5 protein-coding genes are annotated in these 17,427 nt (G+C 71.1%); 3 read left to right on the forward strand and 2 right to left on the reverse strand.

Annotation, left to right across the window (positions count from 1 at the left end; all coding sequences use genetic code 11):
* Positions 1-339: 339 nt before the first annotated feature.
* On the reverse strand, positions 340-555 hold the full coding sequence (locus PV789_RS10695) for a hypothetical protein (protein WP_274977257.1): 216 nt from the start codon (positions 553-555) through the stop codon (positions 340-342).
* Complete coding sequence (locus PV789_RS10700; protein ID WP_274977258.1) at positions 552-14,387, reverse strand: hypothetical protein; 13,836 nt, start codon at positions 14,385-14,387, stop codon at positions 552-554. The genes PV789_RS10695 and PV789_RS10700 overlap by 4 nt, the downstream gene beginning before the upstream one ends.
* A 465-nt stretch (positions 14,388-14,852) precedes the next feature.
* On the opposite strand from PV789_RS10700, the gene PV789_RS10705 reads away from it, so the two are divergent.
* The 3 genes from PV789_RS10705 to PV789_RS10715 all read left to right on the forward strand — a co-directional run bounded on the left by PV789_RS10705 (position 14,853) and on the right by PV789_RS10715 (position 17,414).
* Positions 14,853-15,422 (forward strand): DeoR/GlpR family DNA-binding transcription regulator, encoded by a 570-nt coding sequence (locus PV789_RS10705; RefSeq protein ID WP_274977259.1) that lies wholly within the window; start codon positions 14,853-14,855, stop codon positions 15,420-15,422.
* Positions 15,423-16,020: 598 nt separating this feature from the next.
* Positions 16,021-16,557 (forward strand): hypothetical protein, encoded by a 537-nt coding sequence (locus PV789_RS10710; RefSeq protein WP_274977260.1) that lies wholly within the window; start codon positions 16,021-16,023, stop codon positions 16,555-16,557.
* Positions 16,551-17,414 carry a hypothetical protein gene (locus PV789_RS10715; protein WP_274977261.1) on the forward strand — a complete coding sequence of 288 codons (864 nt, stop codon included), beginning with the start codon at positions 16,551-16,553 and terminating at the stop codon, positions 17,412-17,414. The genes PV789_RS10710 and PV789_RS10715 overlap by 7 nt, the downstream gene beginning before the upstream one ends.
* The last annotated feature ends 13 nt before the right edge of the window (positions 17,415-17,427 follow it).

A 17,427-nucleotide genomic window follows, 5' to 3' on the forward strand; every position in this document is an offset into this window, starting at 1 on the left:
CTCCGTGTCGCCCGACGCCGGTCGCCGTGTTCGAGTGGGTTCCGGGCCGGGTCTCGGCGAGTCGGCGGGCGGAGTGGATCGCGCGGAGGCGTGTGAAGGGCGTTCGCGCGAGGGGCAGCCGTTCAGTTCCCGTTCTCCGGGAATTCGCCTAAGAGATTCGGGTGGTATGAATTCTGTTTGCTGGTGGATGAATTCCGGATGGTCGGATCGTGGGAAGTGGGGGCGGATCCGCCTGTGAGGAGAACTGATTCCCCGCGGCCTCGGCCCCCGCGCGGGCCCGAGGCCGACCGCGTCGCCCCGGCCGACCACCGTCGGCGGCCGTGTCCGAGCCGAGTGCGGTCACTCCGGTTCTTCGAAGTAGCGGACGTAGGCGTTGGACTGCGCGGCGCAGTCGTGGAATATCTGCTCGCCGGACCAGCCGCGTGTGGTGCGCAGGCGGGGGATCGCTGCTGCCGTTTCGGGGTCGTGGGCGGTGAGGGCGCCGTCGTCGTGCAGTGTCAGGAACGGCCGTACCCGCTGTGTGCGGCGGTCCTCGGCATAGAGCACACGGGTCATCGGTCGCCTCCCGGGAGAAGGCTGCTGGTTCCCTGCGCGTTACGGGCGAGCATGTCGAAGCGCTCCATCATCTCGTCGAACCAGCCGGACCGGTCCAGACGGGCGAACTCGCCGGAGAGTCTGGTGAGCCGGGTCCGCAGGAACTGGATGTCGGCCCCCGTCAGCGGGTTGGCGATCCACGTATTGGCCTCGAAGTCGTAGAAGGACCGCATGCCGTTGGTGTAGGCCAGCCCCTCCAGGTCGGTGGGATCCTCCGGCGTGTACTCGTACTTGAACCAGGCCTTGCCGTGGTCGATGCCCGCGACGTGCCCGTTGCCCTGGTCCAGCCAGTTGCCCGGGTTGCGGTCGCCGTTGGCGATCAGCAGGTCCAGCAGACCCAGCATGTGTCCGTCCCGCGTATTCAGGAGCGGCGACCGCGGGTTGTCCAGGTGGGCGAACCCGGACGCACCGCTCATGAAGTGCATGAAGACCTCTGTCTCACCGATGCGCAGGACACCGGGCACGTTGGCGCCGATGGCGCGGCCCACCAGCGAGGCGAGTTGTTCGGCGTCGGCGCGGTCGCGGGCGAAGGTGGCCCCCTCCGTGTCCTTGTAGACAGCCTGCGCGCCGTTGTCGAAGTGCATGAGCGTGGTGACGCCGTCGGAACCGCCCTCGACGAGCTCCTCCTGGTGCACCACATCCAATCCGGTGGTTTCGGCGAGGTCCTGGACACCGGCGAAGGTCCCGTTCCACAGCATGAGCGTTTCCAGTCGCCCGTCCTGGTCACCGCCTTCTCCCTGTGCGGTGTCCTCCGTCGAAGCCGCGGTCCGCTCGTCGTACGCCTCAGCGGAGGTGCCGTAGGAACCGGTGAGGTCCTGGGTGTAACGGGGTGCCGTGGGGTACTGGGAGACCTGCGTTCCTTCGGGGTAGGCCGGGTCCGGGACCTCGGCGGCCTCGTAGTCGTTCGCGTCCGCGTACTGCTCGTAGGGGTCGGCCTCCGTGCGGCGGCCGTGGCGGCGCCGGTGGTGGCCCGCCATGAAGACCTGGGTCTGCGCGTCCTGGTCGGTGTGGTGCCCGATGTCTTCGAGCCCGTAGCGGTAGGTGAGGTCGGCGATGACGTCCTCGACCGTGGAGGGCCGGTCGTCGTTCTTCTTGTCCGCGGCGATCAGCGTGCTCAGGTCGGGCCCGGTCGGAGGGTTGCCGCCCCACGGGGCGCTGGAATCGGCCGGGGACGGTTCCCGTGTGCGCGCCGTGGGAGAAGGGTCGTAGAAATCGTCGGCGGGGTCGTCGGTCTGGTGCCGGTCGGTTCGCCCGGCTTGGGGCGCCTGGGAGACGGGCGGGGGGTTGAGCGTGTTGCCGAACAGCACGGTGAAGTCCTGGTGGGACGGCGGCACGGTGTGTGACGGCGCGGGGGCGTCGGCGCTGGCGGTGTCGCCCGACGCGGTCCGGAGGGACGGCGTCTCCCGCCCGCCTGACCGCTCGTCGCGGTCGGTCCGGTTGCGGCCGTCACCGGATCCGCTCTCGGGAAGGCGGTCGCTCTCCCCGTTCACGGTGGTGTCCCCCCACCGGTCCGGGGTCTCCGTCAGGGGGTAGGCCACGATGTCCGTCAGCGAGCTGGGCAGGGGGCGGCCTTCTCCGAAACTGGAATCCAGCTGGAACTTGGGGTCGAGGAAGCCGAGGACCTCGTTCACGGAGCCGGAGTGTTTGGGGTCGAGGTCGTCACGGGTTGCGGACAGGGGGTCATCGCCGAACGGCGAACGCCGGGGCTCGTGCACCCGCGTCTCGGGGTAGTCGTACAGGGACATGCCGTCGTCGCTGTCGTCCGAACCGTAGTCGAGGTCCGGGACCGAGTCGGTGTCCGCGTCGGCGGCGCGCTGGGACGGGTCGCCGACGTCGTGGGTACCGCTGTCTCCGCGGCCGTCTCCTCGCGCGGAGCGGCCGCTGTCCCCGTCCGCTCCGCGCCTCCCGTCCCCGCCCCCGGTGTCTCGCCTGGTGCCGGTGTCGTCCTTGCCATCGGACCGGTCGCCTCCGTCGCGTGAGCGGCCGCCGCTGTCGCCCGAACCGTCCCCGTCCCGGCTCCCGCCCCCGTCGCCGTCCCTCCTCCGGTCGTTCTCCGGCGTGTGTCCGGAGTCGTCGCCGTCGTCGCTGTCGTCGCTGTCGTCGCTGTCGTCGCTGTCGTCGCTGTCGTCGGAGTCGTCCGAGGTCTCCCCGTCGTCGGAGTCGTCCCCGTCCTCCGGAGTCTCCCCGTGCTCGTTCCCGGGCTGTTGCGGGGGCGGCGGGGGCCCTGTCCTCGTCCCCTCGGACGACGTCCTCCCCGGGTCCACCGCCGCCTGGATCCTCTCCAGCAATTGCTGTACGTCCCCGACACGCTTGCGAGCTTCGCCGGCGATGAGCTCGGCGTTGTCGCGGGCCTCTTGCGCGGTCTCCGCTGCCTCCGCGGCACGTTCGGCAGCGGTTGCCGCCCGCTGCGCCGCCCGCTGCGCGGACTGGTGCGCGTCTCGGGCTTCTTCGGCGATGCCGTGTGCTCTCCTCACGGTGTCGTCGATGTTGCTCCTGTCCTGCTTGGCGATCTCCCATACCGCTTTCGCGCGGGCCTCTGCCGTCTCGGCCTCCCGCACGGTGGTGTCCGCCCTGGTGCCCAGGTCCCGCGCCCTCTCGGCCAGGTTCCTCGCGTCCTCGGCGGCCCGGGTCGCGCGCTCCGCCGCCTCACGGGCGGTCCGCCGGGCCTCCTGCGCCCGCGTCCGCGCCTCCTCCGCGTTCCGGTGAGCGGCGTCGTTCCGGTTTCCCGTCCTCCCCCGGGGACCGGCGCCACCCGACTCCGTTTGTCCCGCGGGGGAGCGGTGGGAGGCGTTCACCGCCGCCTGGGCGGCGAGATCGGAGGCGGTGCGGGCCGCGCGGGCGTCGCTCGCGGCCCGCGCCGCGTCCCGGGCGGCTTCCGCGGCGCGGTTGTTCACCTCGGAGGCTCTGCCCGCCGCCGCCTCCGCGGCGGTGCGGGCGTCCTCGGCCGCGTCCGAGGCGCGCTGCGCCGCCACACCGGCGTCCCGGGCGTTCTGGACGATCCGATTCGCGCTGTCGCGGTGGCCCGACGCGCTGGTGCCGAACTCCTCGGCCCAGGCTCGCAGGGCCTCGGCGTCCCGGGCCGTCTGGTTCGCCGCCTGCCGTGCGGTGTCGGCTTGCGCTCGCACCGTCTCGGCTCCCGTCGCGGCCTCATCCGCCGCCTCCCGCGCCGTGTCGGCGCGACCGGCGATCGCCTCCAGGTCGGAGATCAGGCTGGCGGCGTCGTCGTGTGCCCTCCGCGCGGCCCCGTCGCGCGTGTCCTGGACCGCCTGCCCGCCGCCTACGGACCTGTCCTGCCCTGTCAGGCCCTCGACAGCGGTCCTGAGTTCTCTGTACCGCGGCGGTGTTCGGCCGAGGTCGCCCTCGATCCTGGTGACGGCGTCCCCGTGCTCGTCCGCGGCGTCGCGCGCCTCGTCCGCCGCGGTGTGCGCGCCCCGCGCGTCGGAGACGGCCGTGTTGACGCGTTCGGTGAAGGCGTCGTGGTTTTGTTCGGGCATTTCCGCGAGGCCTTCGTCGCGAGCGGTCGCGAAGGCCTCGCGGGCGGGCCCGACGCTGTTGTGCGCCGCGTCCGCCGCTCCCCGCGCGTCTTGTGCCTGCCGTACCGCGCCCGGAGAGGGCGCGCCGTCGGTTCCGGCCTCGGGTTCTCCCTCCCCTGGTCCGTCGAGGAGGCGGACGCCGTTGCGAATGTCGGTTCCGCCTCGGTCCAGGTGGGTGGAGAGGGCGTTCGCGCGATCGTGGGCCCGACGGGCCTCCCGGGCCGCGGTGTCCGCGGCGTCGGAGGCGCGCTGGACCCGGGCTTCCACGGTGTTCGTGTCCTGTTCCCGGCCGCTCCTGGGGTCGCGGGAGCCCTCCGGGTCCCGCGTGTCGGGACCCCCGGCGGTGGTGTCGGACTCCGGTGCACGGAGGTTCAACTCCGTTCGGAAGCGGTCGACCAGATCCTGGCGCGGTCCCGTGGGTGCTGGCTCCGGGGCCGACGGGGTGACGGTGCGGGTCGCCGGGGGGCCTTCGGTGGCCGTGGCGGCCGTGTCCCCGGTGCCGGTGTTCCCAGCGGTCGTGTTGCCCGTGTCCCCGGTGATCGGCGTCCGGGTCGTCGTCCCCCCGTCCCCGTCGCCGCTCACCGCGTGCACGGGAGGAACGGTGCCGCCGTCCCCCTCCTGTCCGGCGCCCGCCAGCGTGGAGCGCGTGTCGTTCAAGGTTTCGACCAGGGCGTCGATCTGGTCGTTGAAGTCGGACAGTGCTTTCCTGTACTTCTTCTCCTGCGTGTTGTAGGCGCTCTCGGCGCTCCGGTTGCGCGGGTCGGCCGCGTACCCCTCGGCCAGCCCCTCCAGCGGGGCCCGGGTGTCGGCGTACTCGGCCTCGGCCTCGCTGAACTCCTGCCGCGCCTTGTTGACCCGGTCCATGACGGGGGCCAGGTCCTTCACCTGGTCCGGCGTGAGGAAGCCCATCGCGACCGCGTCGGCCTCCGAGAACCAGCCGGCCATCCTGACCGTGACGTCGTCCATGTCCCAACGGGTGGGCCGGGAGTAGAACGAGGTCCGCGAAAGACCGGAGTTGTTCGACTGGAACGCGGCGGGCGCCTTGAGCTTGCTCCCCGCGGCGAACGCCCAGGTGGCGTCGTATTCCACGAAGTAGACCGTCCCCTGGCGGAGCTGGTCGGACTCCTGATAGCCCTTGACGGTCTGGTTGGAGCCCCTCTCCTTCCCGTGGGACGAGCCGGTGTTCACCGCGGCCGAACCGGTGTGGATGCCCTCGTGGCTGTCGTAGGGGAGGCCGCCGGTGGTCAGCCCGGACGGGCGGAACTCTCCGCCGCGGCCCTGGCCCCCGCCCTGGGAGTCGCCGAAGCTGTGCGTCCGGGGCTGGACACGGGAATCGCTGATCTGGCTTCCCGGCAGTGCGTCCAGGATCCTCGCGCCGTGGCTGCTCGGTACGACTTTGGCGCCCCAGCCGGTGCGGCTGATGTCTGTGAAGCGCACACCGTCGGAGCTGCGTGAGGCCGACGGGTACACGCCCTTGACGGCCTTGTCGGTGAGGGTGTGGTCGATCTCGTTGTACACCGGGTCCTGGCCGTAGGCGTCGGCGAGGTAGACGCGCGCCGCGTTCGCCGTGGCGCGGGTCGGCCGCTCCCCCTCGGGGGTGTCCGCGGGCGGCTGCCAGCCGAGGGACCGGGCGATGACGACGTTTGCCTTGTCGCGCAGCGCCTGTCCGCCGTCCTCCACCATGACCGGCTTGGTGACGGCGGTGCCGTTGCCGGGCCGGGGGCCTGCGCTGTCCGTCCAGTTGCGCAACGCATCGGACACGGACGCGTAGATGGGCGCGCCGGGCCGCCGCGTCGTGCCGCCGTCCTCCGCGGCTCGGTCGTTCCCGGCCGGGTCGGTCGCCGTCCGGTCGCCGGTGGTGCCCTCGTCCTCTGCCTCCGCAGGGGTGTTCCGGTCGGTGCGGGCGTCCCGAGTGGGGCCGCTGGCGTCCTCGGGCGCGGCGGGGGCCGGGGGAGGCGTCGGCAGCTCGGCACCGGTGTCCTCCGCGCCCTCTCCCGTTGTGGTCGCCGGGGGATCGAAGGTCATGTACGCGAACGGGTACAGCGTCTCCACCCGCCCGCTGTCAGCAGTGCCCGTGTACGTCGACCGCGGTTGGTTGCCGTCCTTCCCGTTCTTGGCCTCGCCGAGCTCCAGGGTCAGGGTCAGTCTCGTGTCCGCTCCGACCTTGGCGTACGGGGTGTTCAGGTGCAGTTCGACGGTGCGGGCGTCGTCTTGGGAACCTCCCGACGAGCGGCCGTCGTTGCTGGAGGAGGACACCGCTCCGGCGGGGGCGCCGAACAGCGGACGGTGCTCCGGCTGCCCGTCCGGCCCCCGGTCGTCCTGAGCGAAGGGGAGGGGCTGCAGCAGCACGCCGTCCGCGGCCACGGTCGTGCCGGTCTCCCTGCTCCGCGAGTTCGCGTCGGTCGCCTTCCACGTGTGCGACTCGATGTAGTAGCCGGACTGGCCGACGTACGAGACGTCGGTGCGACTCGGGTCTTTGGTCAGGTTCACGTAGACCTTCGCCGGAGTGGCCGAGCGCATGGCGTGCGGATGCGAGTCCGGGGTGGGTTCGGGCCCCAGCGCGCGGACCTTGACCGGAACCGGGACGGTGGAGTCCGGGTTCTGACCCAGGTGTGTGGTCAGTTTCTGGAGGAGGGCCTCCCGGCCGCCGCCCGTCAGTTCCAGTCCGTTCCGGGCGAGGTCGTTCACGAGTTCCTGGATGGCGGCCTCGGGGTCGGCGGGCTGGATCTGCCTGCCGTTGTCCTCGAACCCGGGCCGCACCCGCGCGGTGTCGGGAGTCTTCGGGTTGGGCTGCGGGGACAGGTCCACCCCCGTCCCGTTCCCGTCGGGGGTCGCCCGGTCCATCACCAGCCCCTCCTGCTGGGCGTCGCGGGAGTGCACGTAGCCCGCGAGCAGGTCCTGGACGGGCGCCGTCCATCCGTGGAACAGGGTCTTCCAGTTCAGGGGCGGGCCGACGCTCCAGTTCTTCGTGAACTCGATCGCCTGGGTGAGGCGACCGGAGGCGCGGAAGGCGTACGCCTTGGTGTTGTTCGGGATGAACAGCACCGACGACGTGAACAAGGACGCCTGGGTTTGCGAGGTGCCGAGTGAGAAGAACTTCCGGTAGAGGGAGGGACCCGCTAGCGGGATCGGCCTGACGGCCTCGTTGGGCAGGGAACCGTCTGAGGGGTAGGGGTTGGGGTTGCGGCCACCGCTCCCCCCGAACTTGAGGCCGAGGTTTCCGGTCAGGGAGGAGTTGGTGGACAGTGTCACCTCGCTGCCGCCGTTCCACCGCATCTGGGCGTCGATGGGGCGAAAGTCGGTGACGTTGTCGATGTCGACCTTGGTGACGACGGTGGCGCGGATGTCGTGAGGTGACCAGAATCCGCCGCTCATCTCCTCGCGGACGCGGGAACCCGAAGGTGTGGTCGCGCTCTTGCTCGCGGCGAGTTCCTCCGCCGACAGGTGGTTCTCGAACCGTCGGCCGCCTCCGGACGACTGGGAGAGGAAGGACTCGAGCTTGCGCCGGTAACCGTCGTGGAGTCCGCTGCGTGTGTCGGAGAAGGTCCGGTACGTCTCCTCCAGCAGCCCGCGCATGCCCCGGCTCCCGGTATCGAAGTGGGTGTTCACGCGCTCGAAGGTGCCGCCTATGCGGCGGATCGCCTGGGCGCGGGACTGGTCCAGGGTCGGCTGTACCCGCTGGGGGCGGTCGGAGGGGGCGTCGTCGCCGTTCCTGTCGTCTCCTGGAGGAGTGTTGTCCGGCGTCGTCCCGGTGGTGTCCGTGGTGACTGGGGGAGGCGGTGAGGTGAGGGCGGTTGGCTGGTTGGTGCCGGTGGTGTTCGTGGTGGTGTTCTGTGGAAGGGCGACGACCTCGGTGCCCCCGCCGAACAGTCGTCCCCAGGTCTGCACGGCCCCGTCCCGGATCACGGTCCACAGGCCTCCCCGGTCGTCGCCCGCTGTGTCGCCCGTGGTCGTTCGCGGGACGAAGTTCCGGATGATCATGTCCCGTGCCTGCTCGGGTGTGAGCGGTTCCCGGCCGACCGTTGTGGCGGGAGCGGTGTCCTCGGCGGTGTCCGTCCGCGCGGAGTCCCCTTCCCGTGTGGCGGGGGTGTCGGTGGCCTGGGGGGTGTCGCGGGTCTCCCGTCCGTCGGAGGAGGCGACGGTCTCGCCGTCGCGGGTCGTGCCTGTCGGGTCGGACACGGTGTTCGGGGTGTCGGAGGCCATCGGTGGCATCTTGGGCGTGAGGAGGAAGGCCTGGGCCTCCATCCCGTCCCCCAGGAGCGGGATGCCGTGCTCGCGCTGGGGCCGGTCGTCGCGCGCCATCCCGATGTCGTCGTGCTCGAACAGCCGTGCGGTGAAGCGGGTGTTGGACGTCCACACGTCGGAGTCCACGTTGAACAGCACCGTTTCCTCGGAGCTGTGGGAGAGGCCCTGGCTGGAGCCCTTGCCCGTGTTCAGGGACGCGTTCAACGAGACCGAGGGGTTTCCCAGGACCCGGGGGACGCCGCGTGCGTCGCCGCCCGCGTCGGTGCGCACGCTGGCACCCGTGGTGAGGCTGAGCGTGTGGTTGACGCTCGAGCCCTTCGTGGTGGTGATGCCGGCCGAGCCCGCGAACCGGGCACCCCCGCTGGCGGTCGTTTCGTGCCGGTGCACCAGGCGGTCGAAGTCGCCGTAGACGCGCACTGTCACGGTCTCGGGCCGACCGCCTCTGTCCTTGCGGATCATCTTCGGGTCGATGACGGCGGATTCTTTGAGTCGGACCGGCACACCGTTCCCCGGCAGGTCGGACGCACCGCTTCTGAGCCCGGACTCGGAGAGCGCGTTGATGACCTTCAGGGTGTTCTCCCGCGCCACGTCCGCGTTGCGGCGCATGCCCCAACGTTCGCGGAAGCTGCGTACCGCGTCCGTGTTCATGTGGCTGGGGCGGACGGCGTAGTCCTTGTTGGTCCGGGCAAGGTCGGGGATGACCATTCCGGGGCGCTTCTCGGAGATGGCGCTGAGTACGCGGTACGCCAGGTCGTCGTAGAACGGGCGCCGCGGCGGGGGAGGGGCCTGGTCGTCGCGGTCGGCGCCGCTGTCCCCGGTGGTGCCCGTCCCCTCGCCGTTGTCCGCGGGAGCGGTCGGGGGAAGGTGGTCGAACCCGCGCACGGTGGCCCCGCTCAGGTCGGTGGGGCGGTCCACCGCGAGGTTCGGGAACGGGGGCCGGGCCGGCGCGGCCGGTCCGCCGGTCGGGTTCGGGGCCTTGGGATTTTCACCGTTGAGCTGGCGGGCGTCCTCGACCGTGAGCAGCTCGACGGAGTTCCCCTCGAAGCGGTGCACCCGCGGTTCGCCCTGGATGCGGACGTAGTAGTCGCGCTTGACGTCGTAGGCCGCGTGCCCGGAGGGGGCGTGCACGACATGGCTGTTCGTCCCCGAGGTGTTGAGGGCGATCCCCGTGCTCTTCTCGAAGCTCGCCGAGTACTCCACGAAGGGCACGTCCAGCCGGACGCTCTTGCCGTTGGGCAGGTCGAGCCAGATGCCGAAGCCGCCGCCGATCGAACCGGACACCACGCTGGAGTGCTTCACACTGGAGGAGCCGCTCTTGACCGAGGTGTTGCTGTGCAGGAAGTCGACCAGGTCGGGGGCGAAGTCCTTGCGGTTGTACTCGGTCGACACCGACCACATCCGCATGATGCGGGGGCGGGTGTCGGGGAACTCGATCCGGATGTGCGCGGAACTGTTGGACATCTGCGGCAGGTACTGCTGCACCCGGTCGTTGTCGAAGGTCCGCTCGATTCGTTCGCGGTACTCGTTGTCGCGCCGCTCCTTCCTGGAGGGCGTGTGGTCGCCGCCCCGGTTCCCCTCGGTGCGGGGGCCCAAGAGGTGGTCGGCGAGCCAGGTGCCCAGAGTGCTCTTCCCCGGTCGACCGCCGCCCGTCGTCGTGCCGGTGCCGTCGTCTCGGTCGCCTTCGCGGCGGCGGCCGGTCCCGCCGTCGCCGGACACGGTGTCCCTACCGCCTCCGCTGTCGGATGTCGCGGGGACCGGGGAGAAACGGGTGATTTCGAGCGGGTGGCCGGTTCCCATGAACGGCCGGTTGACCGGCTGGCGGTTCCCGTCCGGGTCCGCCGGTCCGTTGTCGGGCACGATGCGCTCGGGAGCGTCGGGGGAGGAGACCGCCTCGCCCGGCAGGTTCATGGCCAGTCCGTTGTACGCGGTCCCCTCCTGGACGCGCGGCGCGGCGAGGCCGGGGCCGTTGACGGACACCCTCATACCCAGGTCGCCGACGTAGATGTTCGGAGCTCCGAGCAGCTCGATGCCGCTGGCGGCGTTGGCGCTGTTCGAGGCCGATCCGCTGGTGCCCCGGACCTTCGTGCCGCCCCGCGCGCCCACGGCCGCGATCGGTCCGGCGTCGTTGCCGTCGACGCCCGTGACGTAGAAGGGGCTCATCGTGAACTTGCCGCCGACGGTCTTGCCCGCGCCGCGCGACCCGCCGTCGCCGGACTCCACCCCGGGGCCGTTGTCGTGGAGCCGCAGGAACCTGGAGTCACCGCCGCCGCTCGGGACCTCGGTGTCGACGTGGTAGAAATCGTCGCCTAGGGAGCGCAGATCGATGTCGGCGCTCCACATCTGCCCGCTGTGCGTGGTGCTGACGGTGTGTCCGTCCTCGCGGAGGAAGGGGCGCGGCCCCTCCTTCGTGAGGATGTCCACCACGTTGTTTACGATCCCCTGTCGTGCGGGGTCGGGCATGCCCGGAGTGCTGGCCAGGACGTCGTCGACGAACCCCGGCAGGTGCTCGGCGAAGAGCATGTGCGGACCGACGAGGGTCGACGTGGTCAGGTAGCCGAGGTTGTAGCTCTGACCGCTCCGGTCCGGCACGAAGCCGCCGTCGTAGGTGAGGGCCGGCGGGGGCGCCCCCTCGGGCGGCGCTGCCTCCGGCGGAGTCCCCTCCGTGCGAACGGGTGGGTCGGTGTCGAGGGGGTCGAGCCGGATGTCCCTGCTGGTGCCCCCCAGGGGGACGGGGCCGGCGTCGCGGCTCGAACTTCCCGGGGTTTCCCGGACGGTCATGACGGTGGTCGGGCCGTCGGGGCGCAGCAGGTCGGCCTGCCGCTGGGCGAGGTCGTCGTACTCCCGGTAGGCCTCGTTGGCCTCGCGCTGCGCCTCGTAGGCGCGGGCGCGCAGGTCGGCGGCGTCGGGGCGGCCCTGGCTCTCGGCCTCCCTGGTCTGGCCGACCAGGTCCTGGGCGCGCTGATAGCCGCTGATCGCGTCCTTGATGCTGGCCGAGGCCTGCTCCCCGAGCCGGATGGCGGTGGTGATCCTGTCCGACCCGGTCTGGGGAGAGGGTTTTTCCGGCCCGCTGCCGCTGTCGGTCCCGGGGGCGACAGCGGGGACGGGCGGGCCGTCGGACTCGTCGCGGCCTTCGGTTTCGGGCCCTTCCCGGCCGCCGCGGTCCTCGCCGAAGGGGTTGCTGTCCGACTCTTCCCTGTCTTCGTCGGAGCGGTCGCGATTCTCCTCGTCCGACCGCCTGTCGTCGGATCCGTCGTCGTCGGTGGGGGTGCGTCCGGTGTCCTCGGTCGGCGGTGGTCCGCTCTCCGTCCTGTCGTCGGTGTCGCGCTGGCGGTCGCTGGCTTCGGCGGGGGGAGGCGGCGGGCCGTCCTGCGATGTGGTCTGTTGTGCGGGGGCGGGTGTGGTGTTGGTCTGCTGCTCGTCGGTCGGGGTGTGCTGGTTGTCCTGCCCGGTGGTGTTCCCGGTGGTCGCGGTCTCCGCTGGCGGGGGGTCTGTCGTGACGGTCTGGGGGTCGTCGCCGGTCGACTGTGGGGTGGACGGCTCGGGGGTGCGGGTGTCGTGGGTGCGTTGGGGTGAGCGTCCGCCGCTGTCGGAGGCCGGGTTCTGCGGGGTGGTTGCGGGTGGCTGCTGGCTCAGAGGTGGCGGGGTGGTGTGGCCGATCGGGGGCGCCACGACCGTGGGGGCGGGTTCGTAGCGCTGTTCGGGTTCGGGGGTGGGACGGTTGGTGGTGTTCGTGCCGCTGTTGTTTTCCGGGTTGGGTGTGGTCTGTTCGGTGCCGGGGGGTGCGGCGGTCATGGGGTTGTCGGGGACGATGGCGTTGAGGAAGTTGACGGCGAGGGGGCCGTTGTTCATCCCGGGGTGGAAGAGGTCGTCGCTCGTGCCGGGGTGTTTGGTGTCGGTGGTACCGAGGGGGTCCTTGGCGGGGTCGGGGGTGGTGAGGGAACCGGGGAGTGGGGCGCGGGTGTCCTCGTCCTGGCGTACGCGGGCGTTGTCGTTGGTGTTCCAGTCGCGGTCGTCGGGGTCGCCGGACTCGCTGTCGGTGTCGCCGTAGTCGGAGCCGGTGTCGCTGACCAGGTCGGGGACGTCGTCGGTGTCGGAGACGTCGTCGCGGTTGCCGGTGCCGTTCGAGGCGGTGGCCGGAGGGCCGTCGCGGTCGGGTTGTCCGTCGCTGTCGCGGTCGGGACCGCTGTTGCCCTCGCGTCCGCCTCCGCGGTCCTCCCGGTCCGCCCCGCCCCGGTTCTTGGTGCCGGACTCAGTGACAGGAGGTTCGTCGCTGTCGTGGTCGGGCGTGTGGTCACCACCCTGGCCGGGGTTGTCGTCCCCGCGTCCCCATCCACCGCCGCCGTTGCCGCCGACGTGGCCGTTTGCCTGGTTGTCTGTGCTGTTGCTGTTGCTGTTGCTGTTGCTGTTGCTGTTGCTTTCGGTTTGGGGTGGTGGGAGTGGGGTGTGGTCTCTGTGGCTGAACAGGTCCAGGCCGTGCAGGGCGCTGTCGGTGGCGCCTTGTTGGATGCCTGCTTGGGAGGCGCCCGCGGTGGCCGACCACACCGAGGCTTCCCAGCCGCGTCCGTCCATGACGCTGCCCAGACCTTCGCCGAGGTAGCCCTCCAGGGCTCCGGAGCCGATGGTGCCGCCGGTCTGCTGGGCGTAGGCGCCGGTGGTGGAGAAGTACTCGGCCAGGGGCCGGTTGAGGTTGACGGGTACGTCGGCCAGGTGGTCGCGCATGTGGGGGGGTAGGCGGTCACCGATGGTCTGGCGTAGCTGTTGTCCCAGGGCGGGGTTGTTCCAGTTGCGGGTGAGGGTGTTGGCGTAGTCGCGGCCCAGGTTGCGTGCGGCACTCTCGCCGAGGTGGTCGCCGAAGTGGCGGGCGAAGAGGTCGGCGAACTCCTCGCGGGCGGCGGCGGCTTTGGCGGCGTTGTCGAAGGCGCCTGCGCCGATGGGGCTGCCGGGGTGGTAGGGGGCCAGGAGTTCTTCGTTGTGGCGGGTGAAGAGGGTGGCCAGGTCCTGGTTCAGGGACGGGGACGCCGGTGGCCCGCTGGTCGGGTCGTCCTTGGGTGTGGGTGTGTCGGGTCCCCGGTCGGGGTTGGTGGCGGGTGGGTCGTCTTTGACCGGTCCGGTGGGGGGGTCGTCCTTGACGGGGCCGGTGGGTGGGTCGTCTTTGACGGGGCCGGTGGGGGGGCCGTCGGGGCCCCCGTTGGGTGGTCCGGGGGGTGTGTCGGGGGTGTTGTTGAGGGGGCCGGGGGGTGGGGGTCCGCCGTCGGGGCCGGTGCGGGTCAGGGGTGGTGGGTCGGGGAGGCCGTGGAGGTCTTTGAGGCCGGTCTTGAGAAGGTTGACGAGGTTGTTGCCGAAGAGTGTGTCCAGGCCCAGGGCGGCGAAGGCGGAGATGAGGCCTTCGCCGATGGCGCCCAGGTGGGAGCTTTTGGTGAGTTCGCGGTCCTTGTTGTGGCGGGTGCCCTTACCGATCTGGATGCGTTGGATGATGCTGTCCATGCTGGCGTAGATCTGGCTGAGGATCTGGTGGCTGGGCACGGTGAAGGCGAGCCAGGTCAGGATGCGCCGCATGGCCAGGCTGCGGATGGCCTTGAAGACGGGGATCCACTTCAGCGAGGCGCCGAAGGTGAACTTGGCGGTGGCGATGGCCCAGGCGATCTCGACCAGGAGTTGGATGAACTGGCCGATGACCATCATGTGCATGTACTCGACGTTGGCGCGGGCCTTGAAGAGTTCGGTGGACATGACGGTGGAGTTGTCCTGGGCGGAGCCGACGTAGTTGTTCTCGCCCTTGGTGAACTGGTCCAGGGAGCGTTCGTAGCTGTCGGCGGTTTTGCCGTCGAAGTGGCGGCGGGCGTGGGAGCGGCTGAGGGCGAGGAGTTCTTCGAGGTGTTTGAGGCGTTGGGTGAGGCTGTTGTAGATCTCGGAGGCGTGGCCGAGTTGGTAGAGGCCGGCGCGGGGGACCTTGATGCCGGTGAGGACTTTGATGGCGTCGCGTGAGGAGTCGGACATGTTCGGGTCCAACGGCATACGCGCCCTCCCCCTCCACCACCGCTTCCTCAGGAGAGATGAAAATAACACCGTTACGGCCAGATGTGGAAGCAGTTGCACTTATGTTTCCGTTCCCGTCCTTGTGTGTTGTCTTGTGTGCTCTTCGGCTGTGGTATAAGTTCCTGTCGCGGATTTCCCTCCGTCCCGCCGCCGCTCCGCCACCGCCGCGGTGCCCGACCCGCAGGTCGGCGGCTCCCGTGCGAGGCCCGCGCTCAGGGTGACGTTGCCATTTCGCAACGGTTTTCCCCGAACAGCGGGGGTATTCGCATACCGTTCCCCTTCGGCCGGGATGCTTTCTTCGTGGGGAAGCAGAGGGCCCGATCGCATTCACCCGCCGGGCCGGGGCTCGTCGCCCCCTCGGTCAAGGGGTTGACCATCGACGGATCGGAGGACCTTGTGAGTGGTCTCAGCGTTGGCGCCGCGGCTGTCAGGCAGACGGCGAGAGTGAGCGCCACGACGGCCCCGTCCGGAACGGGGCGGCTCTCGGCCGCCGAGGGCAGGATCGCCAGGGCCGCCCTGGCGGAACTGCCGGGGGACGGGGTGATCATGCTCGACGCCGGGCTGATGGCGGAGCGGATCGCGTGGTTGCTGCCCGCCGGCTGCGGGCTGAGCGTCCTGACCAACTCGGTCCCGGTCGCGCTGGGTCTGACCTCGCGCCGCGACCTCTCCGTGCACCTGCTGGGAGGTCGGGTGAGCGCCGCGGCCGGGACCACGCTCGCCTCCGTGCGCCTGCTGGAGCAGCTCCACGTCGACGTGGCCTTCATCGTCGCCGACGGCGTGTCCCCCCGGCGGGGCCTGACCTGTGCCGACCCCGCGGAGGTGATGACCAGGCAGGCCATGGTGCGGGCCTCGTCCAGGACCGTGCTGTTGGCCGACCACACCAGGATCGGCGGCGACCGTATCTCCCGCTTCGCGCGGCTGCACGAGGTGGACTGCCTCATCACCGACACCGGCACCGATCCCGAGGACGTCCGGAGGCTGCGCGGACGCGGACCGCGCGTGCGCATGGTCTGACCCCTCCCGGTGCCGGACACGCCCTGTGACGAACACCTTGACCTCCGGACGCGGTCGGCGGCCGACGGATGTGTCGCGCTCCACACCGCGGCGCCCTCCCCGCCCCGTCTCCGACCAGCCGTGCGGGTCGGAGACGGGGAAACCTGCTCGGAAGGCGGTGCCGTTCAGATGTTGTTTTGCGTGTGTTTGTTGCAGGGCTGCGGACGCGTGGTCTTCTCAGGTTCGCTGTGAGGCTGATGTCCGGAAGTTCCGCCGGTTCACAGTCACAGAAGGGGCACGGGGGGTTGTTACGGCAGGCGACTTCTCTATAAGCTCACGCAAGGGCAGATAAAACCCAACCAATACCACGTGGTTTCGGTCAGTCCCTCGGGCTCCGCCCCGCGCGACCCAGGTCGCGCCGGCCCGCGGCGGACCGAAACCCGGGCGAGGGGTCCCCTCCTCCGCCCGTTCCGCTCAACGGCCTCCGCGTCCGGTCCCGTAATCTCCCGGCGCAGGAGACCGTCCCCGCCCCTCGTCGGAAGGGAAAGGGCCCGTTCACCGGGTCGGTTCCGCCATGCTGCACCACCCCTCCCCCTCCCCGGCAGTGGAGAACGCACCGATGACGACAGCCGCGAGAAGAACCGGCGCCGTCCCGCGCGCGGCCGCGATCGCGGGATTCTGCGCGGTCCTCGCCCTGACGGCGGGCTGTGCGTCCTCCGAGGGCGCGGTCTCCGGGGCGGAGGCCGCACCGAGCACCCCGGCCGCCCCGTCCGGCGAAGAGGAGGCCGCGGCGCTCGCCGCCTACACCGGCATGTGGGACACGGTCGTGGCCGCCTCCCACGAGGGCGGCGAGGTCCCCCCCGAACTCCGGGACTACGCCGTGGGCGGCGCCTACGCCCTCATGAGCGCGGCCCTGGAGGGGGCCCGCACCTCCGGTGCGCAGGTCACCGGCGAACCCGTCCTCCAACCCGTCGCCGCGGTCGAGGGACCCGACAGCGCGACGGTCGAGGACTGCCTCGACGACTCCGGCTGGAACCTCGGCATGGGCGGCTCCTCCTCCGGGCAGGGCCCGCGCCTCGTCGAGGCCACACTCGTTCACGACGGACTCGCCTGGCGCGTGTCCGACCTCAGGATCTGGGAAGCGGGATCATGCTGAGACTCGTACGACCCGCGGCCACGGCCGCGGTACTGACCCTGCTGGCGGCCGGAGCCGTCGCCACCCCGGCGCAGGCCGACGAGGGCTCCTTCCTCGGCCAGGTCGAGTGCGGCAGCTCGGGCGGCCTGGGCTGCTCGATCCTGCTGCGCTGGTGGCAGACCCACGCCGGGCAGCAGGGCTCCGGCGGCTCGGGGGGCTCCGGCGACCCGGGCGCCCCGGCCGCCCCCTCCGACGGCGTCGACTGGAACGCCATCGACTGGGACGCGATCGACTGGTCCCAGGTGGACTGGGACGCCATCGACTGGGAGTCCATCGACTACGACGGCGAGGGGGAGGCCCCCACCGACCCGGTCACCCTCATCCAGGAGTCCATGGCCGACTTCGAGCTGCCCCCGCCCCGGATCGAGACCTCCCCGGGCAGCGACTCCCTGGTCCTGGTCAACACCCCCGTGTGGTTGTGGGTGGAGTCCCAGGACTGGGAGGCGGCCGAGGCCTCCGCCGAGGTCCAGGACTGGTCCCTCACGGTCACCGCCACGCCCGCGTCCACCGTCTGGAACCTGGGCGACGGCACGCAGATCCGCTGCGAGGGCCCCGGAACCCCCTTCGACCCCGCCGTGCACGACCCCGAGTCGGCCTCCCCCGACTGCGGGCACGTCTACACCCTGCCCTCCGCCAGCCAGCCCGGCGGCGTCTACCCCGTCTCCGTCGAGGTCGGCTGGGACGTGGGCTGGGAGCTCTCCGAGGGCGAGTTCGCCGGGGGCGAGACGGGCGCGCTCGACTCGGTCACCACGACCTCGCAGGTCGAACTCCAGGTGGACGAATCCCAGGGCCTGGTCACCGGCACCGGCAACCGCTAACACCGAAAGAAGA

The organism is Nocardiopsis camelliae, from assembly GCF_028993595.1.
In the GTDB taxonomy this organism is placed as follows: Bacteria; Actinomycetota; Actinomycetes; order Streptosporangiales; family Streptosporangiaceae; genus Nocardiopsis; species Nocardiopsis dassonvillei.